This is a genomic window from Mesorhizobium sp. M0678, from assembly GCF_040320505.1.
Classification (GTDB): domain Bacteria; phylum Pseudomonadota; class Alphaproteobacteria; order Rhizobiales; family Rhizobiaceae; genus Mesorhizobium.
Genome location: NZ_JAMYPT010000004.1, coordinates 145,333 through 168,925 on the forward strand (window position 1 = coordinate 145,333; position 23,593 = coordinate 168,925).

Here is a 23,593-nt window from a genome sequence, read left to right on the forward strand (position 1 = left end):
GGCGGGGCGGTTGATGAGCCCGCGTTTTAGCGAAATTTTGCCGGCATGGAAGGGGTTCGGCAGGAAAATCGCCTATTCACGAGGCAGTCGCCGCCAACGGCGGCCGTACAGGTCGATCCTACCCGTGCCATATTTCACCGGTAGGCGTCGCTTCTACATTCCTTGATCCGGTCAGATGCCTTTGCCCCGTTTGTCCCGCGTTGTTGCGTTTTCGATTGCCGCGCTTGCTACCGGCGCGGCTTTTGCCGACCCGCCGGCGCCGCCGGCAAAGCCGAAGCAGATCGTCATCATCTCGTTCGACAGCGCCCGCGACATTTCGCAATGGCAGCGCAGCCGGGCGCTGGCCCGGCGCACAGGCGCGCATTTCACCTATTTCGTCTCCTGCGTGTTCCTGTTGTCGCCCAAGACACGCAAGGAATACACCGCGCCCGGCAAGACAGAAGGCAAATCGAATATCGGCTTCGCCGCCTCCAAACAGGAAGTCGCCGACCGGCTCGAGCAGATCAACCACGCCGCCTCGGAAGGCCACGACATCGGCAGCCATGGCTGCGGTCATTTCGACGGCAAGGACTGGAGCAAAGCCGACTGGCTAAGCGAGTTCGGCTCGTTCAAGCATATTCTCGAAAACGCCTATTCGATCAACGGCATTGCTCCTGAACCGAAGGACTGGCGCGATTTCGCCCGCAAATCGGTGGTCGGGTTTCGCGCGCCCTACCTGTCGGCAAACAAGGCGCTCTACGAGGCGCTGCCCGCGGCCGGTTTCCTGCTCGACGCAAGCGGCGTCTCGCGTGGGCCGGTCGAGCCGCCGACCGTCAACGGCATCACGCGCTTTTCGCTGCCGCAGATCCCGGAAGGGCCGAGCTCAAGGCGCGTGATCGCCATGGACTACAATCTCTATGTCAGGCATTCCGGCGGCTTCGAGCGGCCGAGCATGGCGGAAGAGTTCACTGAGCGGACCTATCATGCCTTTCGCGCCGCCTTCGATGCGCAATACCAGGGCAAGCGCATTCCGCTGGAGCTCGGCTTCCACTTCGCGCTGATGAACGACGGCGCCTACTGGAACGCGCTGGAACGCTTTGCCGGCGAGGTCTGCGTCAAAGCGGACGTCGAGTGCATCAGTTTTCGCGATTATGTTTCGCGGCACCGCGCAGACGAAAAGCAAGCGGCGGTGGGCGGCTGAGCCGCAGCGCTCGCCGCCCGCCATCATCAGCTTACCGGCTGGTCCTCAGGGCGCAAGCCGGCTTGCTCACGTTCCAGATAGCGCTGGTCGATTTCAGGCAGCGGTTCCCCTTCCAGCGTCGCCTCGAAGGCGCGAAGGCGCTTGTAGATCGAGATCAGTTCCACGATCGTCGGCCAGGCATTCACCAGATACTGAAATGAAGATCGGACCTGCTCAAAGGAGTTGAGAATCTGGTTCAGAGCGCCGAGCTTGATTTTCCCCGCGACCATCGTAGGAACAAGAACAATGTATGGAAATATATTGTCAATTTGTAGATAGAATATTCTAGCGACGTTAAAATATAAGTAATGAAAGTATTTACGAAAATAGATGCTTCTTACACTTCTAAAAAGGTCAGCGACAGTTGGCGGTTGCGCGCGATCTGCATCGTCCTCACCATAGACCAATTCTTTTCGGTAGGCTGCTTCGACACGTTGAGTGCGGAACTCGAGACCCGGTAGCTTGATTCCTACCACTGCCAAGAAAGTAGTCCCGAAGAGCGACCAAAGGATTGCCACAACGACCAGGGAGTAAGGCACCGTGCCGACAATCGGCAGTTCCGTGACGTTCTGAGAGAGATGCAGCAGCACGGGAAGGAACGCTATCAGTGTCATGATGGACCCGACTAAACTTACGCCCAGATCCTCCATCGTGCTGGAGAAACGCATCGTGTCCTCTTGAACACGCTGGGATGCACCTTCGATGCGCCTCAATCTTTCCCAGTTGGTCATGTAGTATTCATTCATTGCGGTACGCCAACGAAATATCCAATGACTTACAAAAAACCGGTTGAGGGCGCCAACCGTCACAGCCAGAAGCGCAATCCACATAATTGTCAGCAATTGGATATAGAAGTCCCACGGCGTCGTAGAGTACGGTGTGCCTAAAGCCTTCTGGATAAGGTCATAGAAAGGGCCATACCAGTCATTGAAGGCGACATTTACCTGCACCTGGTAATAGATCACAAAGAGAATCAGTGAGGTGCCAAGGATCGACCAATTCCGCCATGGATGAGGTCGGTACCAGGCCCAAAAGCCGTAGAAGATGAGGACGACAGCCGCAAAATATATATAGAACCAGAGAAATGGCTTCGACCAAAAGAGCGACACGCCAATGATCTTGTCGACGCCGGCGGCCATCGGGGGCAGTCCAAACACTGCTCCAAGTTGCTCTCCTCCAAAAAACCAAAACAGAACGGCCGCGAGGCTCCAGACGGCTACCGAAGAGAAGAAAAGCTTCGGCTGCGGAAAAAACGATACGAACACTGTGGCGAAATCCTCGGTCGATGCGCAAATCAGCGGGTTCAGCGGGCATAAAGTCACACATTAGTGGGAAAGAAAATGCCCGTGCCCGGTGCCCGGCGCCGAGCAAGACCATAATCATGGCGATTTTGGCGCAGCCGACCAGGCGGTCGCGCCGGAAGCGAGCAGGACGGCGGCGGCCACGATCGAGGCGAGGAAAAAGTTACCCGAGGCCTGCGCAAGCAGCCCGGCGACGATCGGGCCGATGATCTGGCCAAGGCCGAAGGCGGCCGTCATGATCGCCAGCATCCGGCGTGGTGCTTGCGGGACCAGCTGCCGCCCGGTCTGCAGGCCAAGCGCGGTGAGGGCGATGAAGGTGCCGCCGACAAGAAGGCCGCCGAGCAGTGGCCCGGTGCGCCCGCCCATGACGACACTGGCGCTGACGCCGACCACCTCGACCAGGCATCCCAAGGCATAGGTGGCATAAAGCCCGATCCTGGCCGCGAGCTTCTGCCACAGCCAGACCGAGGGGAAACCGGCAAGGCCGGTGACCATCCAGACCACGGCCTCGAAGACGCGGCCGCCGCCGCCTTGCCGGACAATTGCGACCAGGAACGTCGCCGTGACGATGTAGCCGAAGCCGAACAGGCCGTAGGCGACAATGACCTTCACCAGTGAAGGGTTTTTTGGCAACGCCGGCTCGGGCCCGGCAACGCTGTTCGCGGTCGAGGTGCCGGCAGCCAGCAACGCGACGACGGCAAAGCCGCAGGCCGAAATCACCGCCGACCACAGCCAGCCCGCCGCCCAGCCGGCGTGTTCGGTGACGAGGAGCGCCAACAGCGCCGAGGATGCCGCGATGCCGAGGCCGACACCGCCGAAATACAGCGCCTGCAGGTCGTTTCGCCCCGTCGCGGCGAGATGACCGAAAACGATGCTGGTCATGAAGACCAGCACGAAGGCGCTGGCGAGGCCGGCAAGAAAGCGGATGACGAGAAAGGCGGGCATGGTACCGGTCAGGCCCATCAGGCCGGCGAGGATCGCGGTGGCGGCAAGGCCGGCCAGCATCAGCTGGCGCTCGCGGCCTTGCGCCCAGCCGCCGGTGGCGGCAAGCGCGCCGACGAGGTAGCCGAGATAATTGGCCGATGCGATCCAGCCGGCATCAGCCGGCGACAGGCCGAGCTCTTCCATCATGCCAGGCAGGATCGGCGTATAGACGAAGCGGCCGATGCCCATGGCGACGGCCAAGGCGATCATGCCGGCGATTGCCAGGCGCAAGGGCGAAGCGATGTTCATCGCGGTGCACCATAGGTGCGCCTGCCGGTGAGACAATCCGCCTTTTATTGGGCCAGAAGGGCTGCGCAGCCGCGTCGGCGGCCGGCTCACCTGAAGTGCTTCGTTCAGGAGACTCAGCCGCAGCAGGTTCTTGTCGAGGCCGTCTCGAAGCGAGTGCGCCGCGCGGTCAGCCTGAACGGCATGTCGGCGAGTTCGCGCTCCGACATGGTGTCGAGCACCGGATGCGACAGCGGATCGGTCACCCAGCTGGTGGCCTGGCTGTCATGCCAGTGCGGCTGCGTTCCGATCGGGGAAAAGGCGCCGAGCCATGATAAAATCTTCATCGGATTTGCCTCCTCACTCTGCGTAACCCACTTAGAATCCGCCGTTCGGTAGTGTCTGGCAATTGAGATTTCAGCCGTTCGAGTTTAGAAAAACTGTATGGCTACTCTGAACCGCGTCCATCTCAACGGCTTGCGCGCCGTGGAAACCGTTGCCCGCCTGGGCTCGCTTGCGGCGGCGGCCGGCGAGCTCAACGTCTCGGTCAGCGCCGTCAGCCAGCAGATCAACCGGACCGAAAAGCAGCTCGGCCGCGCGCTGTTCGACCGAACGCCGGCTGGCCTGGTGGCGACCGAATTCGGCGCCATCTTCACAACGCGGCTTGGCGCGGGCTTCCGCGAGCTCGCACAGGCGGTAGCGCTTGCCGACGAAAGCTCGGAGTGCACGCTGGTGGTTTCGGTGGCGCCGGCCTTCGCCTCCAAATGGCTGCTGCCGCGGCTGTCGCGGCATTTCGCCCGCCATCCGAACGTGCTTCTGCGCATCGATGCCTCGGTGCGGCTTGCCGATCTCGATCGTTCGGACATCGATGTCGCCATCCGGCTCGGCGACGGCAAATGGCCGGGCGGGCGGGCCGAATTGCTGCTGGCGCAGGAGGTGTTTCCGGTCTGTGCACCGGTGATCGCCAGCAAGCTGAAATCGATCGAGGACCTTGCTTTGACCTGTGCGATCACGGACGAAAGATCGATGATCAGTTGGGAGAGCTGGTTCGAAGCGGCCGGAGTGGAGCCTGTCACCTTCATGAAGGGCGCGCGCTTCACCGATCCGATGCTGTGCCTGGAATCGGCGATTGCCGGCCACGGCGTCATGCTCGGCTGGCAGTTGCTGGCCGCCGACGCGCTGGCCGACGGCCGTCTCGTTGCGCCGTTCGGCATACGCGCCCAGAGCGGGCTCGGCTATTGGCTGGTGACCTCGGCCATCAAGAGCGAAAGCCGTAAGGTCAGGGATTTCAAGACCTGGATCCGCGAAGAGATCGAGGCGACGATGGCGCAGTTCAGGTCGCTCGAGAGCACGCGCTAAACCTGCCGGCACATCACAGTGGAAAGGTCGGCAGCGCCGGTCTATGTAAGAAACAGTCCCCAATCACGGCAGGCAGGATCATGACCACACATTCGCGCGGCGTTTCCGCAAGCATCGACCCGGTGAAGCTCGACAGGCTGGCGGAGGTCGCCGTCAAGGTCGGGCTGCAATTGCAGCCGGGGCAGGATCTGGTGCTGACCTCGTCTATTGCCGCGCTGCCTTTGACGCGGCGGATCGTCGAGCACGCCTACAAGGCAGGCGCGGGCCTGGTGACGCCGATCTTCAACGACGATGAGATCACTCTCGCGCGCTTCCGCTACGGCGCCGACGCCGGCTTCGACCGCGCCGCCGGCTGGCTCTATGAAGGCATGACAAAAGCCTTCGCCAACAATGCGGCGAGGCTTGCCGTGCGCGGCGAGGATCCGTCGCTGCTTTCGGCGCAGGACCCGGCAAAGGTGGCGCGTGCCAACAAGGCGAATTCGATGGCTTACCAGCCGGCGCTGGAGAAGATCACCGGCTTCGACATCAACTGGAACATCGTCGCTTATCCCGATGAGGCCTGGGCCAAGCAGGTATTTCCGGACGATGCCGAAGACGTCGCCGTGGCCAAGCTCGCCGACGCTATCTTTGCCGCCTCGCGCGTGGATGTCGAAGACCCGATCGGCAACTGGACGGCGCACAATGCGGCGTTGAAGAGCCGCACCGAATGGCTGAACGGCCACAATTTCCACGCACTGCATTTCACCGGCCCCGGCACCGACCTGACCGTCGGGCTGGCCGACGGCCACGAGTGGATGGGCGGCGCCTCGACCGCCAAGAACGGCATCACCTGCAACCCCAACATCCCGACCGAAGAGGTTTTCACCACGCCGCATGCAAGGCGCGTCGAAGGCCATGTCACCAGCACCAAGCCGCTGTCCTATCAGGGTACCCTGATCGACGGCATTGCGGTGCGTTTCGAGGCGGGCCGCATTGTCGAGGCCAAGGCCACGAAGGGCGAGGATGTGCTGCAAAAGGTGCTCGATACCGACGAAGGCTCGCGCCGTCTCGGCGAGGTGGCGCTGGTGCCGCATTCCTCGCCGATCGCCAAGAGCGGGCTGCTGTTTTTCAACACGCTGTTCGACGAGAACGCCGCCTGCCACATGGCGCTCGGCCAGTGCTATTCGAAGTGCTTCGTCGACGGCGCCTCGCTCAGCCAGGACGAGATCGCGGCGCGCGGCGGCAACAAGAGTTTCATCCACATCGACTGGATGATCGGCTCGGACAAGATCGACATAGACGGTGTCCATAAGGACGGCAGCCGCGTGCCGGTGATGCGCAAGGGCGAGTGGGTTTAGGCCCGGGATCTCTAAACGAAGGCCAGCAAGCAGCGGCGCCTGCTGGCCCATGCGGAGTTGGCAATGGAGCTCGCGGTCAAGCGCATCTATGAGCCGCCGGCGCCCGATGACGGGCAGCGGGTGCTCGTCGACCGCATATGGCCTCGCGGCGTCCGCAAAGAGGACGCGGCGCTGACGCTCTGGCTAAAGGACATCGCGCCAAGCAATGGGTTGCGCAAATGGTTCGGCCATGAGCCGGCGCGCTGGGCGGAGTTCCAGCGGCGATACCGCGATGAGCTCGATCGGAACGGCGAGGCGGTGGCGGAACTACGTGCCTTGCTCCGTGAAGGCAAGGTGACGCTGCTCTACGGCGCCCATGACGAGGCGCACAACAATGCGGTGGCACTGGCGAGCTATTTACGTGGGATCAATTAGCCACGCCGGCGGGACAGCGCCCCCCTCTGGCCTGCCGGCCATCTCCCCCTCAAGGGGGGAGATTGGCAGCTTCGCCGAAAGCGCCCTTTCTTTGGAGACTAGCAAAAGCCGAAGTGACATCCAATCTCCCCACCAGAGGGGGAGATGTCCGGCAGGACAGAGGGGGGCGCGACGGATCGCGGCGGGTCGGTTCTACTTCCCACTCACCGCCTGCTGATAAACATCGGGCTTGAACCCGACGAGAACCCTGTCGCCAAGTTCCAGCACCGGACGCTTGATCATCGTCGGTTTGGCCAGCATCAGCGCCTTGGCCTTCTTCTCGTCCAGGCCCAGTCTGTCCTCGTCCGACAGTTCACGGAACGTTGTGCTCGCCTTGTTGAGCAGAATTTCCCAGCCGACCTTGCCTGACCAGCCGTTCAGCCGATCCGCGTCAAGGCCGTCTGCCCTGTAGTCGTGAAAGCGATAGGCAACATCGTGGCTCGCCAGCCAGGAACGCGCCTTCTTGACCGTATCGCAATTGGTGATGCCGTACATGGTGATCGTCAAAACGCGTCCTCGGACCAGTCGAATCTGACGGCACCCTAAAACCGCGCCTCTCACTTTTCCAGCGGCCTCGCCGGCCGTCTGCGATTTTCGCGCTTGCCAATAGTAAGGAATCTTCCTAACTATTTCCCGAGCTAATTTTCTCACGAAATAGCCGAGGCAAGGAAACGACATGACGGGCCTGCAGACCGAAAGCCCCCCGCCCATTGACGGCATTTTCCGGGCGCTCGCCGATCCGACCCGGCGACGCGTGGTCGAGCGACTGAACCGAAGCCCCGCCTCGGTCAGCGAGCTTGCCCGGCCGTTCGAGATGGCCCTGCCATCCTTCATCGAGCACCTCAGGGTTCTGGAAGGCTGCGGGCTGGTGCATTCGGAAAAGGCCGGCCGCGTCAGGACCTACCGGCTCGCGCCGGAGCCGTTGAAGCTCGCGGAAAACTGGTTGGCCGAGCAGCGTGCGCTGTGGGAGCGCCGTCTCGACCAGTTCGACGACTACGTGCTGAAACTCAAGGAGACAGACAGATGAATATGGTCCCGTTGTTCCAACCCGATCCGAAGCTCGACCTCGTGCTCCAACGGACGATCGAGGCGCCGCGAGAACTGCTGTGGATGGCCCTGACGAGACCCGAGCATGTCAGCCAATGGTTCACGCCGAAGCCGTGGATCATCACCGATTGCGAGATCGACCTGCGGCCCGGCGGCCTGTTCCGCACCCGCATGCAGTCGCCCGACGGCAAGGAGGTCAACGATAGGCGTTGCTGCTACCTCGAGATCGTCCAGGACGAGCGGCTGGTGTGGACCGATGCGCTGCTGCCCGGCTACCGGCCGTCAGGCGACCCATTCATCACAGCCGTCATAGCGCTGCAATCGCATGGCGAGACGACGCGCTACACCGCCACCGCCATCCACCGCGACGAAGCCACGCGCAACAGCCACGAGGAGATGGGCTTCTACGACGGCTGGGGCACGGTGGCGGATCAGTTGGCCGGCTATCTCAAGACGATCTGAGGCGACCCTGCTTCGCACTCACATTGCGGCCACGCAATCGTTGTGGCCGTTCAGCCGAACGCCGGTGCCGAAGGCACCAACGCTCGGAACAAATTTCGATGGTTGGCGCAATGCCAGATGTCGAAGGCTCAGGCGCCGTAGCCGATGATGCCCTTGATCTCGAGGAAGTCGTGGATCGCCCAGTCGGCGTATTCGCGGCCGTTGCCGGACTGCTTGTAGCCGCCGAAGGGCGCGAACGTATCCCATTCCGGATAGTTGATCGACACCTGCCCGGCGCGCAGCCGGCTGGCAATCTTGCGGGCGTGGTCGATATCCCCGGACTGCACATAGGCAGCCAGGCCATAGACGGTGTCGTTGGCGATCTTCACCGCATCATCATCGTCATCGTAGGAGATGACCGACAGGACCGGCCCGAAAATCTCCTCCTTCTCGATGGTCATGCCAGGCCTGACGTGGCCGAAAACGGTCGGTCGCACATAGTAGCCACGGTTGAGGTGCTCCGGCCGGCCGGGGCCGCCGGTGACCAGCGTCGCACCCTCGGCGATACCGGCCTCGATCAACCGCTGGATCTTGTCGAACTGGATGTTGCTGACCACCGGCCCGAGCTTGGTCTCCTCCGAGCGCGGGTCGCCGACCTTGTGCCGTTCGGCGGCCTTCCTGGCGATCGTCAGCGCCTCGTCGTGACGGGCGGCCGGCACCAGCATGCGGGTCGGCGCATCGCAGGACTGGCCGCTATTGCCGAAGCAGGCGTTGACACCCTTGCGCACCGCCGTCTCGAAGTCAGCGTCGGGCAACACGATGTTGGCCGATTTGCCGCCCAGCTCCTGCGCCACGCGCTTGACGGTCTCGGCCGCCGTCTTGGCGACGATGATGCCGGCCCGGGTCGACCCGGTGAACGAGACCATGTCGACGTCGGGATGGCCAGCCATGACCTGGCCGACATCCGGACCGGTGCCATTCACCATATTGTAGACGCCCTTCGGCGTGCCGGCGGCGTCCATCACCTCGGAAAAGATGATGCCGCTGATCGGCGCGATTTCGGAAGGCTTTAAAACGACGGTGCAGCCGGCGGCGATGGCCGGCGCCACCTTGCAGACTATCTGGTTGAGCGGCCAGTTCCACGGTGTAATCAGCGCGCAGACGCCGATCGGCTCCTTGACCACCATGGTGGTGCCGCGCTTCTCGCTGAACTCGTAATCCTCCAGCGCCTTGATAGTGGCTTCCATGTGCGCCCTGCCCGCCCAGGCCTGCGCCTCGCGCGCCCACCTGATCGGCGCACCCATTTCCTGGCTGACCGCCTGGGCGATGTCCTCTTAGCGCTCATTGTAGACTTCGAGGATACGCTTCAGCAGCTTCAGGCGCTCGGCCTTGGTCGTTTGCGAAAAGGCCGGGAATGCCGCCTTGGCTGCAGCCACGGCCTTGTCGACATCGGCTTTCGAGCCGACCGAGATTTTGGTGTAGGCCTCTTCAGTGGACGGATCGATCACATCCAGCGTTGCCGGAACCACGGGGCCGACCCATTTGCCGCCGATGAAAAAATTGAGATGATTGCTCATGGGCCGTGCTCCGGTTTTCTGGAAATGAGTGAGACTAGCTAGGCAGCATAGGGCAGTTGGCACCACGGCGCAGGCTGATATGCGCCACGTCGCCGACGCTGAATTGAAAACCCTCTGTCCGGCGCGGCGCGTCGATCACCACCTGTGTCCCCTGCCCCAACTCTGCATGAAGGCGCAAGGTGCGGCCGTGAAAGACGATGCTGTTCACCCGCACCGGTGCAGTACCGGCCGCCGCCTCGGTCGTGGCCAAAAGGTCCTCCGGACGCACGCCAATGGTGCGCACCGTGCCCTCGCCAGGCAGCTCGCCTTTATCCGAAATCGCTTCCAGCGGCAGAGCGCCGGCGATGAACCGCAAGCGCTCGCCGTCACGGCCGACAAAGCGCGACTGCAGAAGGTTCATGGTGCCGATGAAGCTGGCGACGAATTTGGTGGCGGGTCGATCGTAAAGGGTCGCCGGCGGCGCAATCTGCTCTATGCGGCCCTTGTTCATGACGACAATGCGGTCTGAGATCGACAGCGCCTCGGTCTGGTCGTGCGTGACCATGACGAAAGTGGTGCCAAGCCGCGACTGCAGTCGCTTCAGTTCGACCTGCATCTGCTCGCGCAGATGCGCGTCGAGCGCCGACAGCGGCTCGTCGAGCAGCAGCACACGCGGCTCGCAGACGATCGCGCGGGCAAGCGCGACGCGCTGGCGCTGGCCACCCGACAATTCCGACACGCGGGCGCCGAGCTTTTCAGCAAGGCCGACCATGTCGAGCGCTGCGCCGACGCGCTTTGCCTGTTCGGCACCGGAGAGCTTGCGCAGCGACAGGCCGAAGCAGACATTTTCGGCAACGTTCATGTGTGGGAACAGCGCGTAGTCCTGGAACACGGTATTGACGGGACGGCCGAAGGGCCTGAGCGCCGTGATGTCGCGGCCTTCGAGCAGGACCCTGCCGTTCGACGGGCTCTCGAAGCCGGCGATGACACGCAGGCTGGTGGTCTTGCCGCAGCCGGACGGTCCGAGCAAGGTCAGGAACTCGCCGCGGGCAATGTCAAGATCGACGGCGTCGAGCCCGATGATGCCGCCGGGGAAAATCTTGGAGACCTTGTCCAGCCGGACGAGCGGATCAGGCGCCATCGCGAACCTCGGACGGTTTGGTCGTGTTGACCCACAGGATCTGGCAGCGCTCGCTGCCCGGATTGCGGAAGGCATGCAGCAACGTGCTCTTGAAGGCGAAGCTGTCGCCGGCCTTCAGCCCGTACCTGGTCGAATCGACCACCAGCTCGACCTCGCCGGACAGGACGAAGCCGAATTCATGGCCGGCATGAGCGTAGGCTTCGGCGGTGCCGCCACCGGCTTCCACGGTCACCAGCATGCCGGTCAGCGTGGCGGCCGGCGGCGACAGCAGCGCCTTGGCGATGCCTTCCGACTTGACCGGGATCTGACGCCGGCTGTTGGCGCGCACACAATAAAGATCGTTGCCGACATCATTGCCGTCGGCGATCAGCGCCGACGGCTCTACATCGAGGGCGGCGGCAAGCGGCCAGATCACGCGGACCCGCAATGACGACATGCCGCGCTCGATCTGGCTTAGCGCACCTATCGAGACACCGGCTTTGGCGGCAAGTTCGGCCAGCGAGAGATTGCGCTCCAGCCTGAGCGCCCGCACGCGCCGGCCGACCCTGACGTCGGCGTCGTCCTTCGGCTTCTCAGCCGCTTCGTCCAGCATGTCCATTCGTTCGTCCTTGTTACAGTATTTTTGGCCGGCGCCGCGCGGTCTTTCCTTCTCCCCCTTGTGGGAGAAGGTGGCCGAGCGAAGCTCGGTCGGATGAGGGGTGTTCCAGAAAACACCAACGCCTCATTCCTTCCAACACCCCTCAACCGTCTTGGCGCTGCGCGCCAATCCACCTTCTCCCACAAGGGGAGAAGGAAGAGCGAACTCAGCCGCCTGCCTTGACCTTCTCGAACATCTTGGCGAGTTCGTCATTCTGTTTCATCGGCCCGGTGAAGATCGTGGTCTTCAGCATCACCTCGGGATCGGACGGCAGCTGCAGTTTCTCCAACTCCTCCTTTGGCACGGCGGCGAAAGCCGAGCTGGTCGAGCTGCCATAGCCGTAGGCCTGGATCAGATACTTTCCGGAATCCGTCTCCAGCCGGCTGTTGATGAAGTCATAGGCTAGGTCGACGTTCTTGGCGTCCTTGAGCATGACGAAGCCGCAAGCCCAGGTCAGCATGCCTTCTTTCGGCTTCATGAACTCGACAGGCACGCCCTGCTTCTTCAGCGAGGTGGCCGAGGCGTTCCAGGTCATGGCCGCGACCAGCTGGCCGCTCGCCAGTGCCTGTTCGACCGAGGTCATGTCGGTGGTGTAGTTCGAGAGCAGCGGGCGCTGCTCGCGCAGTTTCTCCGCCACCTTGTCCATCTGTTCCGGTGTCATGTCGAATGGATTGACGCCGGCCAGAAGGGCCGCCACCACCGGTGTGTCGTGGACGGCATCGATGGTCGCCATGCGCCCGGCATATTGCTTGTCCCAGAGCAGATTCCAGCTGGCTTCCGGGTTCTTCACCAGATCGGTGCGGTAGAGGATCGAGGTATTGCCCCAGTCCCACGGCACCATCCAGACCTTGCCGTCGCCGGCCTGCAGGTCGGGCAGGTTCTTGAAGACCGGGAAGATCGAATCCCAGTTCTTGATGCGCTTGGTGTCGATCGGCTGCAGCAGGCCTTCCTTGTTCCAGCGCGCCACCTTGTCATAGCAAGGGTGCGCGACATCGGGGCGGAAGCCGGCCTTGACCTTGGTGAAGGCGTCATCGTCGTCGCCAAACATCGAGGCTTCGACGCCATCAGGGTGCGCGGCGAGGAAGCTCTTGTTGAAGTCGGGCAGCTCGTAACCCGACCAGGTGAAATATTGCAGCTTGTCGCCGGCAAAGGCGACAGTCGATGCAAGCGCCAGCGCGAAGGCGGCCAGTCCGGTTTTCGCTGTCTTTGTCGTTATCGATTTCAAGTCGAATGCCATTGCAGTTCTCCTCTTTCGGTTTCTTCTGGTTTTGACAGGCTGGCGGGCGCTGGCCGCTGAGCGGCGGCAAGCCCGCGATGGCGCAGGATTTCGGCGAGTGCGGCGATGACGAACGACACGGCCAGGATCGCCGTGCCGAGCGCCATGACGGTCGGCAGCGATTTCGGGAAGCGCAGCTGGCTCCAGATATAAAGCGGCAGCGTCGGCTCGGTGCCGGCAAGGAAGAAGGCGACGATGAACTCGTCGAACGAGGTCAGGAAGGCCAGCATGAACGCCGAAATAATGGCGGGCAGGCTGAGCGGCAGCATCACCCGTCTGAAGGTCGTCCAGTCCGAGGCGCCGAGGTCGAGCGCTGCCTCGCGGATGGTCTTCGGGATGGCGGCGAAGCGGCTGCGCATGACCACCACCGTCGTCGGCAGCGCCACCAATACATGGCCGAGCACAATGGCAATGCGTGACGGCCCGAAACCGGCGAGATTGACCAGGATCAACAGCGAGATGCCGACGATGACGCCGGGGATCAGGATGGGCAGCCGCGCAATGGCACTGATCGTGGCGGCCAGCGGCGAGCGGCCGTAGAGGTCCATATAGGACACGGTGATGCCGCAGAGTGTTGCGCCGGTGGCGGCAATGGCGCCGATGACGAGGCTGGTGGCAAGCGCACCGGACAGCGCCGAATTGCCGACCAGCGTGCCGTACCATTCCAGCGTGAAGCCTTGCAGCGGAAATGCCGCCTGGATCGAATTGTTGAATGAAAACAGCGGGATCAGCAATATCGGCAGATACAGAAACACCAGATAGGCAAGGACGTAGGCTCCGAGCCAGCCGCCGCCTTGCTTTGCGTCCAGGCGCGCCGTGTTCATGTGCGGCTGCCGTATCGCCGGTCGGCGAAGCGCACCACCAGCACCACGGCGAGAATGACCAGCATGACGGCGACGGCGAGTGCGGCGCCGAACGGCCAGTCATTGGCCTTGCCGAACTCGGCCTGGATCAGTGTGCCGATCATTGTACTGGCAGGGCCGCCGACCAGCGCCGGCGTCACATAATCGCCGACGGTCGGCACGAAGACGACGAGAGCGGCCGCCAGCACGCCCGGCATCGAATTGGGCAGCACGATGCGGCGGAAACTGGTGAATGGTTTTGCGCCGAGATCGGAAGCGGCCTCGAGCAGCGATTTCGGGATGGTGTCCAGCGCCACATAGATGGGCAGGATGGCGAACGGCGCATAGGCGTGGGCAAGCGTGACGACGACCGCTGCCGGCGTATTCAAGAACGCCAATGTCGGCTCCGACCAGATGCCGCTTTCGATCAGCGCCGAGTTCAGCACGCCATTATAGGCAAGCACGATCTTCCAGGCGAAGACGCGCAGCAGATAGCTGGTCCAGAACGGCAGGGTCAGCAGGAACAGCAGCAGCCCACGCCGCCGCCCGGCATGGAAAGCCAGATAGTAGGCAACGGGATAGGCGGTGACGACGGTTGCCAGCGTCACCAGCCCGGCGATGCCCAGCGAGCGCAGCGTCACCGTCCAGTACAGCGGATCGGTGGCCACAGTGACGAAATTCGCAAGGGTGAAACCAGCCCCCAGCAGCGAGCCGTCATTGCCGCGAAAGGCGAGAAAGAACACCAGGCCGAGGGCGAAAAGGATCAGCAAGAAGGTGACCAACCCGCCGGGCAGCAGCATGGCGAAGCGAAAACCCGGCGAAGACCGGGTTTCCGGCAGCGGCTGCGTTGCGGCGATGGTCGACATCGACTACCCATCATAATTTGAAATCGACTAAACTTTTTTCATATTCGTGAAGCTGTCAAGCTGTTTCACGCTTGGGCATGAACGTCAGCGTTCGAAGGCGTCCAGCATCCGGTACCAGGCGATCGTCGCGGCAACGCCGACCTGCCGAAACGCATGAAACGGGATCGGCCGGATCGGCGAGACCGGGAACGGCAATTGCCTGGTGTCGCCGCTCGACAAATAGGAGGCGATGCGCTCGCCAAGCGCGGTCATCAGGCCGATGCCGCGGCCCTGGCAACCGACGACCGCCAGCAGGCCCTTCTCTGGCTCGTGGATATGCGGGAGATGGTCCGGCGTCATTGCCACCCGGCCGAACCAGCGCTTTTCAATGGCAATGTCTGACAGCGCCGGATAAAGCCGCAGCAGCGCGCGTTCCAGATGCGCCCAGTCGGCCGGGCCGTTCGGCAAAGCCATGCGGCCGCGCCCGCCGAGCACCAGCCGGCCGTCGGCACTCTTGCGATAATAGACGAGGATGCGGCGCGAATCCGACACCGCCTGCCCTTCCGGCAGGATCGCCGCCGCGAGATTGGACGATAGCGGCGCTGTCGCGATCTGAAAGGAATGCAGCGGCACGATCGTCTCGGCGAGGCCGGGGAGCAGGTCGCCGGTATAGGCGTTGGTCGCCACAACGACCGCCTTGGCCTGGAGTTCGGCGCCGCTTTCCGTAGAAACGTGCCAAAAGCCAGCATTCTTGCTGATCTGCATCACGTTCTGGCGCTCGGCGATCTTTACGCCCGCCGCTGCAGCGACGCGCGCCAGTTCCGACGTGTAGGCGAGCGGATCGATGACACCGGCGCGGCGATCGAGCCAGCCGCCGAGATAGCCTTGCGCGCCGGTCATCGTCGCGATCTCCGTCCCGCTCAGCAGCCGGACATCGGCGCCGCGGGCGCGCCACTGCCGATCCCGGTTCGCCGCCGCTTTCAGCGCGGTCTCGGTATGCGCGGCCTGGATCCAGCCATTGCGGACGAACGGCACCGCCAGTCTTTCGTCGCGGATCAATTCGAAGACGGTGTCAGCGGTCGAGGCGGCAAAGTTGACGAGCGCTTCGCCGCGTTCGAGACCAAAATGCTCCAGCAGCCAATCCGGATCGTATTTCAGGCCGGGAATGACCTGACCGCCGTTCAGGCCGGATGCGCCATTGCCAATTTCGCCGGCCTCCAGCACCTGGACAGCAAGGCCGAACCGGGCAGCGTGCAAGGCTGTCGACAGCCCCATGATACCGCCGCCGACGATAACGACATCGACGCATTGGCCGGCGGGAAAAAGCGACTGGAACGCGGTGGCTGTCCGCGGCTTCTGCCAGATTGGATCGGAAAACCGTACGGGCAAGCGTCACCTGGAGATTTCAGTAGGTGAAAACCCTAGCGACGGTTTCATTATTTTGAAAGAGCGTTTTCCGTCGCCGTTGGCGCACGTCAGGCTCGATCAAGGTCCAGCGATGCGAAGACCGCTTGAAAGAATTGACAAAGCTCGCCCTGCAAGCGGGATAGACCTTTGGCGGGAATTTGTTGAAAGTGCCGCGGCCGAAGGACAAGACAACAGGAAATGTAAGCCATGACGAACGCCACACATTTGCCCGCCGAAGGCCTCTTCGTGGGCCGCGCCCGGGCGAGCGATGCTTCCCATCCGCTGGTGGTCACGGTGCGTGACGGCACGGTCTTCGACATCACGTCAAATGTGGCGCCGACCGTGCGCGACGTTTGCGAATTGCCGGATCCGGCGGGGCACGTCCGCTCGGCCAAGGGGCGGCCGATCGGCCCGCTCGATGCCATTGCCGCTAACAGTTTCGAGACAGCGCGCGATCCGGGGAAACCGTATCTGCTGTCCCCCGTCGACCTGCAGGCGATCAAGGCATCTGGCGTCACCTTTGTCGTCAGCCTGCTCGAACGGGTGATCGAGGAGCAGGCGCGCGGTTCGGCGGAAAAGGCCGACGCCATTCGCGCCGACATCGCCGGGCTGATCGGCCACGATCTGTCGAAGCTCAAGCCCGGCTCGCCGGAAGCGATGGAGATCAAGGCCAAGCTGATTGCGCGCGGCGCCTGGTCGCAATATCTGGAAGTCGGCATCGGCCCCGATGCCGAGATCTTCACCAAGTGCCAGCCGATGGCCTCGGTCGGCTTCGGCGCCGATGTCGGCCTGCATCCGGTTTCGACATGGAACAATCCGGAGCCGGAGATCGCCATGATTGCCGCCGGCAGCGGCAGGATTGTCGGGGCGACGATCGGCAACGACGTCAATCTGCGCGACGTCGAGGGGCGCTCGGCGCTGCTGCTCGGCAAAGCCAAGGACAACAACGCTTCGGCAGCACTTGGCCCCTTTATCCGGCTGTTCGATGAGACATTTTCCATTGGCGACGTGAAGCAGGCGATCGTACGGTTGAAAGTCGAAGGCGAGGATGGGTTCTCGCTGGAGGGCGCCAGTTCGATGGCCGAGATCAGCCGCTCGCCGGAAGAGTTGGTCGCCGCCGCCATGGGGCCACATCATCAATACCCCGACGGGCTGGCGCTTTATCTCGGCACCATGTTCGTGCCGTCGAAGGATCGGGGCGAAACAGGCAAGGGCTTTACCCACAAGGTCGGCGACATCGTCACCATCTCGTCGGAGAAATTCGGCGCCTTGGTCAACCGCGTGCGGCTGTCGCCCGACTGCCCACACTGGACCTACGGCGCCAGCCACCTGATGCGTGACCTCGCAAGGGCCGACCTCATCTAGTCCCGCAGCCTAACATCCGATAGATTCTAGAATTCTCTGATTGGAATACCTGCTCGTCGGCATTCGGGAGAGTCCATTGATCGTCGCTCTTGAGGGCAAAACCCTTGTCGTTACCGGCGGAACGCAAGGGCTTGGCGAGACCATCGCCCGGCTGGCCTCAGCCGACGGCGGCGAAGGGATCGCCATTGTCGGCCGCAATGCCGAGCGTGGCAGACGCATCGCCGAAGAGCTTTCACGACCAAGCCGGCCCGTCGTCTTCATCCAGGCCGACCTTGGAGATCCGGCCGCGCCTGCAGCTGTCATGGCGGAAGCGATCAAAAGACTCGGCCGCATCGATTGTCTGGTGAACGCCGCGGCCCTCACCGACCGGGCCTCGCTGGAAACTGGCACAATCGACGACTGGGACAGGTTGTTTTCCGTCAATGCGCGCGCGCCGTTCTTCCTCATGCAGGCGGCCGTAGCCGACATGAAGACACGGCGGGCGGCGGGCGCCATCGTCAACATACTGTCGGTGAATGCGCATTGCGGTGCGCCGGACCTTGCCATCTATTCCGCAACCAAGGGCGCGCTTTCGACGCTGACCAGAAACATTGCCAACGCGCATCTTTCCGATCGCATCCGCGTCAACGGCATCAACATGGGCTGGGTAGCGACGCCGGCCGAACAAGAGATGCAGGCGCGCACGCTGGGCAAGGGCGAAAACTGGGCAAAGATTGCCGCCGCCGGCCTGCCGCTTGGTCGATTGCTGACCATGGACGAAGTCGCCCAGCTAACGCTGTTCCTGCTCAGCGACGCCTCCGGGCTGATGACCGGGACGCTTATCGACCTAGAGCAATACGTGCTCGGCGCGCCGCCGCGCAGCATTGCATGACGGTCGCAAGGCCGATCGTCGGCCGCCTGGAAAATATCAGCCAAACTGATGCAATCTGATGGGATTGCTGATGGCGTGGTGCCTTGCGCCAACGTCCATTGGCAATCGAGGCTTGCCATCGATCGAAAAAGGGAATGCTCTAATGCGCCCAGGTCGACGCTGGCAAATGCGATCACGGCTTTGGCCGCGCACGGTTTTTGGCCGCGATCGTCGTCGGAGGAGGAGTTCGGTTCAAATGGGAGGAAATCAAATGCTGACGAGGCTAAGACTGCTTGTACTTGGCTTGATGGTGGCGCTGGCCATTCCGGCCGCGGCACAGGCCAAGACGTTCTACTGGATTTCGCATGGCGGCCCGGCCGATCCGGTCTGGACATACTTCCTTGCCGGCGCCAAGCAATGGGCGGCGGACACCGGCAACACCGTCAACACGTCGTTCCACAATGGCGACGTGGCGTCGCAGCAGGAGGCTGTTCGCGCCGCGATTTCCGCCAAGGCCGACGGCATCACCACGACCAGCCCTGATCCGGGCAGCCTTGTCGAGATCGCCAAGGAAGCGCGGGCGGCGAACATCCCGATCATCAACTTCAACACGCCCGACCCGAAGGCGGACTTCAACGCCTATGTCGGCGGCGACAACGTCACCTTCGGCAAACATTGGGCGCAGTATCTGGTCGACAAGGGCCTTGTGAAGAAGGGCGACTTCGTCTGGATGCCGGTCGAGATTCCCGGCGCCACCTATGGCGTCCAGGAAGAGGAAGGCATCAAGAGCGTGTTCGAGCCGCTCGGCATCACCTATGAAATCACCGAAGCGACGCTCGACCAGGCCGAAGTGATCAACCGCATGGTCGATTACCTCACCGCCAACAGGGCCAAGGTCAAGGCGGTTATCGGCCTCGGCGACCTTGTCACCGGTTCGATCAAGCGGGTGTTCGACCAGGTCGGCGTCAAGCCGGGCGAAATCCCGGTCGTCGGCTGGGGCAACTCGCTCGACACCACCCAGGAAGTGCTGAACGGCTACGTCAATGCCGCGCAGTGGCAGGATCCGCAGGCGACCAGCTACGTCGCGCTCTCGCTCGCCAACATGGCGGCGAGCGGTATTCCACCCGGGTTCGACGTGATCACCGGCGCGCTCTACGAGAAGGACACCGCGGCAGTCTACGACAAGATCCTGTCCGGCAAATAGATCCGCGATCGAGTTGGTCACGGCCGCTTCGGCGGCCGTGACTGTCTCATCATTCCGCCGAAGCCGGTTGCGGTCGCGGCCAAATCCAATCCTATCGCGGGTCCAAGGTGGAAAATCGTTCTCTTATCCAACGCTCGATCGCGCGGCCCGAGTTCGGGCCGTTTGTGCTGCTCGTCGTCGAGATCGCCGTGTTCTGGGGCATCAACCACGACTTCCTGTCGCCGCAAAACATCTCGAACACGCTGGCCTTCACGGTCGAGCTCGGGCTGATCGCGCTGGCGATGACGCTGTTGATGACATCAGGCGAATTCGATCTCTCGGTCGGCTCGGTGTTCGGCTTCTCGCCGGTCCTGATGTGGACGTTGTTCAACAGCGGCGTCGCCTCGCTGGAAGCCGCCTTCGTCATTGCGCTGGTGGTCGCTGCGTTCATTGGACTGGTCAATGGCTGGTTCGTGACGCAGCTCAAGATCCCGTCCTTCCTGGTGACGCTGGGCATGCTGCTGGTGGTGCGCGGCACCGCTTTGTTCGTCACCAACGGGTTTCCGCAGCGGACCTGGAGCGCCGAGGGCAGCTGGCTGGCGGAAGCGCTGGTCGGCGATTTCTTCATCGGGCCGTTCCGTATCTACATGTCGCTGTTCTGGTTCATCGCCGCCGCAATCGCGCTCGGCTACGTTCTGACGCAGAGCCGGACAGGCAACTGGATCCAGGCGGCCGGCGGCAACCCGAGTGCTGCAAGGGCGCGCGGCGTCAATGTCAGCGGCGTCAAGATCGGCCTGTTCATCCTGTCGTCGATCCTGGCCTCGCTTGCCGGCGTCATCTCCTCGCTGCGCACCTCTGCGGCCAACCCCAACAGCGGCACCGGCTACGAGCTCGAAGTCATCGCCATGGTGGTGATCGGCGGCACGGCGCTGACCGGCGGGCGCGGCACAATCATCGGCACGGTGCTCGGTATCCTGATCCTGCGCGTGATGCGCAACGGCATCGTGCTGATCGGTGTGCCGGGCCTTGCCTATAATATTTTCATCGGCGCCATCATCCTCGGCATGATGGCGCTCCATTCATGGCTGGAACGCCGGCATCAGGCAGGGACTTGAACCATGGCCGAACCGCTTGTCCGCATGGAAAATATCCGCAAGTCCTATGGGCGCGTGCAGGCGCTGGTTGATGCCAATTTCCATGTCAACGAAAGAGAGATCGTCGGACTGCTCGGCGACAACGGCGCCGGCAAGTCGACGCTGATCAAGGTGCTTTCGGGCGCGGTCCCGCTGACCAGCGGCGACATCTTCATCCGCGGCAAGAAGGTGAATTTGCGCAGTACCAGCGACGCCATCGCCCATGGCATCGAGACGATCTACCAGGACTCGGCGCTGGTGACGCAGCTGTCGATCGCCCGCAACCTGTTCCTCGGACGCGAGCCGATCAAGCCGCCGCGTTTCCTCAACCGCATGGACCAGGAGGCAATGAACGTGGTTGCCCGTGACCTGCTCAAGCAGGTCGGCATCTCGAAGAACATCCCGCCGACGACGCCGATCGGCTCGCTCTCCGGCGGCGAGCGGCAGGCGGTGGCGATTGCGCGCGCCATGCATTTCGACAGCGATCTCATCATCCTCGACGAGCCGACCAACAATCTCGGCGTCGCCGAAACGCAAGGCGTGCTGAGCTTCGTGCGCAGTGCCCGCGATTCCGGCCATTCCTGCATCTTCATCGCCCACAACATCCATCATGTCTTCCAGGTGGTTGACCGCATCGTCGTCATGCGCCGCGGCAAGGTGGTTGCCGACGATATCGACCCGAAGAAGACCAGCGTCGCCGAAGTCGAACGCGTCATCACCGGCATGTCGGACAAGGAGATCCATGACGCGCTGGTCGAGGGCACGCAACGGCCCAGCTGAGCAGCCGGGGGTCGGCCTGATCGTCGAGGCACTGGATCGCATCGCCACATGGTTGCGACATGAAAGCCACCGTTTCGGATATTGCCAGGAGCTGCGGCCTGTCGACCGCGACGGTCGACCGTGTGCTCAACAACCGGGCGGGAGCCAGTGCCGCCAACCGGCAGCGCGTGATGGAGGCGGCCAAGCAGCTCGGCTATCTGCCGGTCGTCGACCAGGTCGCGTTGCCCTCGCGGCCGGCGCATCTCGAATTCTTCCTGCCGATCGGCAGCAATGCCTTCATGGCCGATCTGGCCAGACACATCGAGGATTATGCGGCGCGCCTGCCGCTGGTCGCCTCCTGCCGCATCCACAAGCTCGCCGGCATCTCGCCGAGCGCCTTGCAGGCGGCCGTCGAAAACCTCTCGCTCAAGGCGAACGGCGTCGGCGTCATCGCCATCGATCATCCGAGAACGCGCAACATCTTGCGCGAGATCGTCGAGGCCGGCATCCGCCTGGTCACACTGGTGTCCGATGTTCCCGGCGCGCCCCGCTCGGCCTATGTCGGTATCGACAACCGGGTGGCCGGCCGCACCGCGGCGCTGCTGATGGGACGGTTCCTCGGCGGCCGCCAGGGCCATCTGGCGATGGTCGTCGGTTCACGCTCCTACCGCGGCCACGAGGAACGCGAGATGGGCTTTCGCTCCGTGCTCGGCGAGGAGTTCCCCAACCTAACCGTCACCAGCGCCGTGGAGATCAACGATGAGCCGGAGGTCAGTTATACCGCGACCATGAAGGCGCTGCACAACGAGCCGGAGCTGCTCGGCATCTATTGTATCGGCGCCGGGCGCTCGGGCGTGGCAAAAGCATTGCTCGAAGTCAGGCCGCAGACGAAGCCGGTGTTCATCTGCCATGATCTGACGCGCGAGACGCGCGGCTATCTCGTCGACGATCTGCTCGACGTCGTCATCGACCAGAATGCGCGGCTGATCGCCGAACAGTCGGTCATTCGCCTGCTCGGCTCGATCGCCTCGTCGGCGCCCTATCTGACGCGGAAATTCATCGAGCCGCGCCTGATCTTCAAGGAAAATGTCCCGGTGCAGTGATGTCGCGCGAGGCGATGGTCGCTCGGGCCTCGATCGTTAAAATTCGGTTGATACCGCAAATCTGCACATCACCTATGCAACTTTTGTGGTTGCCGAATCATTGGGCAATCGATAGTTTCGCAGGTGTCGGCCATCTACTCCTCCCAGATGCGATGCCGACGCTGAGTGCGGTACACCTCCTCCCGTGCCGTATTCGAAATCGAGCCCGCTGCCACCTCCTCCCGGCAGCGGGCTTTTTTTGTTCCGGCTCCGGGATAGCGGCCAATGCTTGCGGTCGGGACAGCACCGGACACGTTTGCTGATCCGCGGATCGATGAGCTTCGCTGCGACCGCCGCGGCTTGTCGGGCAGAATCCTGTCACACTTGTCACTCTCACCGGTTCGCCGGCGGCCCTATCCTGCCTCACGACCAGCAATCAATGCCGCGCCGGCCATGGTGCGGAGGATCGGCACAGGAGACGCGAGATGGCACATCGCGATGGGACGAGACATCACCCGGCGGCGCGGCCCGCAATCGAAACGCCACGTATCGTTTCGCCGCTTGCGAGACTATCTGGCCCTGAAAGACGTGATCAGGCCTTCCGCCATGCGGACGAACTGCGCGCTCGGGCCCTCGGCACCGACGCTTTGCAGGCTGACGCGGGCGCCCTCGAGCAGAAGCGACAGCGTATCGGCGAGAAGCTCGGCCTGTCCGATACCCGCATCGCGACACAGCGAGACCAGACGCTCGCGCTGCGCTTCCTTGAGTTCCTTGATCACTTGCCTTGCCGGATGATCGGCCTCGCTCAGCTCGATGGCGGCGTTGGCCATGTCGCAACCGCGACGATCCGACATCAGGCAATCGGCCGCCATCCGGACCCAGGCATGCAGCTGCGCCAGCTTGTCGCCCGGATTCTCGGCCTCGAACTTTTCCCACATCGCGTTGGCGCTGCAAGCGGTCGCCCGCAGACATTCGATGATCAGGTCGTCCTTGGACTCGAAATGCCGGTAGAGCGTCATCTTGTTGGTGCCGGCCGCCTCAGTGATGGCGTCGATGCCGACGCCGCGAATGCCATGCTTGTGAAACATGTCCCGTGCCGTCTCCAGGATCCTGTCCCGGGGGCGAACACGCTCCACAACACCGTCTGTCAT

Annotated in this window: 23 protein-coding genes and 1 pseudogene; 12 read left to right on the plus strand and 12 right to left on the minus strand. The window is 62.8% G+C overall.

From position 1 onward, the window contains the following. The first annotated feature begins 181 nt into the window (after positions 1-181). On the plus strand, positions 182-1,180 hold the full coding sequence (locus tag NKI29_RS09675; protein WP_352796237.1) for a polysaccharide deacetylase family protein: 999 nt from the start codon (positions 182-184) through the stop codon (positions 1,178-1,180). A gap of 26 nt (positions 1,181-1,206) precedes the next feature. Here the strand turns inward: NKI29_RS09675 and sbmA are convergent, their stop codons facing one another. The 3 genes from sbmA to NKI29_RS09690 form a co-directional block, all read right to left on the minus strand. After that, a complete protein-coding gene (gene sbmA, locus NKI29_RS09680) occupies positions 1,207-2,484 on the minus strand; it encodes a peptide antibiotic transporter SbmA (protein ID WP_352796058.1) in 1,278 nt (425 codons plus the stop codon). Between the two features lie 114 nt (positions 2,485-2,598). After that, positions 2,599-3,753 (minus strand): YbfB/YjiJ family MFS transporter, encoded by a 1,155-nt coding sequence (locus NKI29_RS09685; protein ID WP_352796061.1) that lies wholly within the window; start codon positions 3,751-3,753, stop codon positions 2,599-2,601. Between the two features lie 113 nt (positions 3,754-3,866). Beyond that, a complete protein-coding gene (locus NKI29_RS09690) occupies positions 3,867-4,076 on the minus strand; it encodes a hypothetical protein (RefSeq protein WP_352796064.1) in 210 nt (69 codons plus the stop codon). A 97-nt stretch (positions 4,077-4,173) separates the two neighbouring features. On the opposite strand from NKI29_RS09690, the gene NKI29_RS09695 reads away from it, so the two are divergent. From NKI29_RS09695 to NKI29_RS09705, 3 genes are all read left to right on the plus strand, one after another. Further along, positions 4,174-5,088 carry a LysR substrate-binding domain-containing protein gene (locus NKI29_RS09695; RefSeq protein ID WP_352796066.1) on the plus strand — a complete coding sequence of 305 codons (915 nt, stop codon included), beginning with the start codon at positions 4,174-4,176 and terminating at the stop codon, positions 5,086-5,088. Between the two features lie 80 nt (positions 5,089-5,168). Continuing rightward, on the plus strand, positions 5,169-6,425 hold the full coding sequence (locus tag NKI29_RS09700) for an aminopeptidase (RefSeq protein ID WP_352796069.1): 1,257 nt from the start codon (positions 5,169-5,171) through the stop codon (positions 6,423-6,425). Positions 6,426-6,482: 57 nt separating this feature from the next. Then, entirely contained in the window at positions 6,483-6,839 is a 357-nt protein-coding gene (locus tag NKI29_RS09705; protein WP_352569431.1) for a DUF488 domain-containing protein, read from the plus strand. Between the two features lie 192 nt (positions 6,840-7,031). Here NKI29_RS09705 and NKI29_RS09710 read toward each other — a convergent pair whose 3' ends face one another. Further along, the gene (locus NKI29_RS09710; RefSeq protein ID WP_352569430.1) at positions 7,032-7,385 is read right to left on the minus strand and encodes an ArsC family reductase; all 354 of its coding nucleotides are present in this window, start codon (positions 7,383-7,385) and stop codon (positions 7,032-7,034) included. 169 nt (positions 7,386-7,554) lie between these two features. Between NKI29_RS09710 and NKI29_RS09715 the strand changes: the two genes are divergently transcribed. Further along, positions 7,555-7,905, plus strand: coding sequence for an ArsR/SmtB family transcription factor (locus NKI29_RS09715; protein ID WP_352569429.1), 351 nt, complete (start codon positions 7,555-7,557; stop codon positions 7,903-7,905). Further along, complete coding sequence (locus NKI29_RS09720; protein ID WP_502896663.1) at positions 7,902-8,387, plus strand: SRPBCC family protein; 486 nt, start codon at positions 7,902-7,904, stop codon at positions 8,385-8,387. Before NKI29_RS09715 ends, NKI29_RS09720 begins: the two co-directional genes overlap by 4 nt. Before the next feature lie 128 nt (positions 8,388-8,515). Here NKI29_RS09720 and NKI29_RS09725 read toward each other — a convergent pair. The 7 genes and pseudogenes from NKI29_RS09725 to NKI29_RS09755 form a co-directional block, all read right to left on the minus strand. Beyond that, a pseudogene (locus NKI29_RS09725) lies at positions 8,516-9,943 on the minus strand (aldehyde dehydrogenase family protein). A 34-nt stretch (positions 9,944-9,977) separates the two neighbouring features. Further along, a complete protein-coding gene (locus NKI29_RS09730) occupies positions 9,978-11,063 on the minus strand; it encodes an ABC transporter ATP-binding protein (protein WP_352569426.1) in 1,086 nt (361 codons plus the stop codon). Next, positions 11,053-11,661, minus strand: a complete 609-nt coding sequence (locus tag NKI29_RS09735) for a cupin domain-containing protein (RefSeq protein WP_352569425.1) — start codon at positions 11,659-11,661, stop codon at positions 11,053-11,055. The genes NKI29_RS09730 and NKI29_RS09735 overlap by 11 nt, the downstream gene beginning before the upstream one ends. 205 nt (positions 11,662-11,866) lie before the next feature. Further along, positions 11,867-12,937 carry an ABC transporter substrate-binding protein gene (locus tag NKI29_RS09740; protein WP_352569423.1) on the minus strand — a complete coding sequence of 357 codons (1,071 nt, stop codon included), beginning with the start codon at positions 12,935-12,937 and terminating at the stop codon, positions 11,867-11,869. Next, on the minus strand, positions 12,922-13,800 hold the full coding sequence (locus NKI29_RS09745; protein ID WP_352569421.1) for an ABC transporter permease: 879 nt from the start codon (positions 13,798-13,800) through the stop codon (positions 12,922-12,924). The genes NKI29_RS09740 and NKI29_RS09745 overlap by 16 nt, the downstream gene beginning before the upstream one ends. Further along, on the minus strand, positions 13,797-14,684 hold the full coding sequence (locus NKI29_RS09750) for an ABC transporter permease (RefSeq protein ID WP_352569420.1): 888 nt from the start codon (positions 14,682-14,684) through the stop codon (positions 13,797-13,799). The genes NKI29_RS09745 and NKI29_RS09750 overlap by 4 nt, the downstream gene beginning before the upstream one ends. 84 nt (positions 14,685-14,768) lie before the next feature. Beyond that, on the minus strand, positions 14,769-16,052 hold the full coding sequence (locus NKI29_RS09755; protein ID WP_352796072.1) for an NAD(P)/FAD-dependent oxidoreductase: 1,284 nt from the start codon (positions 16,050-16,052) through the stop codon (positions 14,769-14,771). Between the two features lie 225 nt (positions 16,053-16,277). On the opposite strand from NKI29_RS09755, the gene NKI29_RS09760 reads away from it, so the two are divergent. The 6 genes from NKI29_RS09760 (at position 16,278) to NKI29_RS09785 (ending at position 22,463) form a co-directional block, all read left to right on the plus strand. Continuing rightward, positions 16,278-17,435, plus strand: a complete 1,158-nt coding sequence (locus NKI29_RS09760; protein WP_352621196.1) for a fumarylacetoacetate hydrolase family protein — start codon at positions 16,278-16,280, stop codon at positions 17,433-17,435. 76 nt (positions 17,436-17,511) lie between these two features. Beyond that, entirely contained in the window at positions 17,512-18,306 is a 795-nt protein-coding gene (locus tag NKI29_RS09765) for an SDR family oxidoreductase (RefSeq protein ID WP_352569416.1), read from the plus strand. 250 nt (positions 18,307-18,556) lie between these two features. Further along, positions 18,557-19,489 (plus strand): substrate-binding domain-containing protein, encoded by a 933-nt coding sequence (locus NKI29_RS09770; protein ID WP_352455167.1) that lies wholly within the window; start codon positions 18,557-18,559, stop codon positions 19,487-19,489. A gap of 107 nt (positions 19,490-19,596) precedes the next feature. Beyond that, positions 19,597-20,583, plus strand: coding sequence for an ABC transporter permease (locus tag NKI29_RS09775; RefSeq protein WP_023674041.1), 987 nt, complete (start codon positions 19,597-19,599; stop codon positions 20,581-20,583). Between the two features lie 3 nt (positions 20,584-20,586). After that, a complete protein-coding gene (locus tag NKI29_RS09780; protein WP_352569415.1) occupies positions 20,587-21,381 on the plus strand; it encodes an ATP-binding cassette domain-containing protein in 795 nt (264 codons plus the stop codon). Positions 21,382-21,440: 59 nt separating this feature from the next. Further along, the gene (locus NKI29_RS09785) at positions 21,441-22,463 is read left to right on the plus strand and encodes a LacI family DNA-binding transcriptional regulator (protein WP_023674039.1); all 1,023 of its coding nucleotides are present in this window, start codon (positions 21,441-21,443) and stop codon (positions 22,461-22,463) included. A 548-nt stretch (positions 22,464-23,011) separates the two neighbouring features. Here NKI29_RS09785 and NKI29_RS09790 read toward each other — a convergent pair. Beyond that, on the minus strand, positions 23,012-23,593 hold the full coding sequence (locus NKI29_RS09790; RefSeq protein ID WP_031211029.1) for a TetR/AcrR family transcriptional regulator: 582 nt from the start codon (positions 23,591-23,593) through the stop codon (positions 23,012-23,014).

Coding starts and splice junctions, on each gene's coding strand:
- NKI29_RS09685 (WP_352796061.1), bottom strand. CDS start 3,753: ATGAACATCGCTTCGCCCTTGCGCCTGGCAATCGCCGGCATGATCGCC.
- NKI29_RS09690 (WP_352796064.1), bottom strand. CDS start 4,076: ATGAAGATTTTATCATGGCTCGGCGCCTTTTCCCCGATCGGAACGCAG.
- NKI29_RS09695 (WP_352796066.1), top strand. CDS start 4,174: ATGGCTACTCTGAACCGCGTCCATCTCAACGGCTTGCGCGCCGTGGAA.
- NKI29_RS09700 (WP_352796069.1), top strand. CDS start 5,169: ATGACCACACATTCGCGCGGCGTTTCCGCAAGCATCGACCCGGTGAAG.
- NKI29_RS09715 (WP_352569429.1), top strand. CDS start 7,555: ATGACGGGCCTGCAGACCGAAAGCCCCCCGCCCATTGACGGCATTTTC.
- NKI29_RS09720 (WP_502896663.1), top strand. CDS start 7,902: ATGAATATGGTCCCGTTGTTCCAACCCGATCCGAAGCTCGACCTCGTG.
- NKI29_RS09730 (WP_352569426.1), bottom strand. CDS start 11,063: ATGGCGCCTGATCCGCTCGTCCGGCTGGACAAGGTCTCCAAGATTTTC.
- NKI29_RS09735 (WP_352569425.1), bottom strand. CDS start 11,661: ATGGACATGCTGGACGAAGCGGCTGAGAAGCCGAAGGACGACGCCGAC.
- NKI29_RS09740 (WP_352569423.1), bottom strand. CDS start 12,937: ATGGCATTCGACTTGAAATCGATAACGACAAAGACAGCGAAAACCGGA.
- NKI29_RS09745 (WP_352569421.1), bottom strand. CDS start 13,800: ATGAACACGGCGCGCCTGGACGCAAAGCAAGGCGGCGGCTGGCTCGGA.
- NKI29_RS09750 (WP_352569420.1), bottom strand. CDS start 14,684: ATGTCGACCATCGCCGCAACGCAGCCGCTGCCGGAAACCCGGTCTTCG.
- NKI29_RS09760 (WP_352621196.1), top strand. CDS start 16,278: ATGACGAACGCCACACATTTGCCCGCCGAAGGCCTCTTCGTGGGCCGC.
- NKI29_RS09770 (WP_352455167.1), top strand. CDS start 18,557: ATGCTGACGAGGCTAAGACTGCTTGTACTTGGCTTGATGGTGGCGCTG.
- NKI29_RS09780 (WP_352569415.1), top strand. CDS start 20,587: ATGGCCGAACCGCTTGTCCGCATGGAAAATATCCGCAAGTCCTATGGG.
- NKI29_RS09785 (WP_023674039.1), top strand. CDS start 21,441: ATGAAAGCCACCGTTTCGGATATTGCCAGGAGCTGCGGCCTGTCGACC.
- NKI29_RS09790 (WP_031211029.1), bottom strand. CDS start 23,593: ATGACAGACGGTGTTGTGGAGCGTGTTCGCCCCCGGGACAGGATCCTG.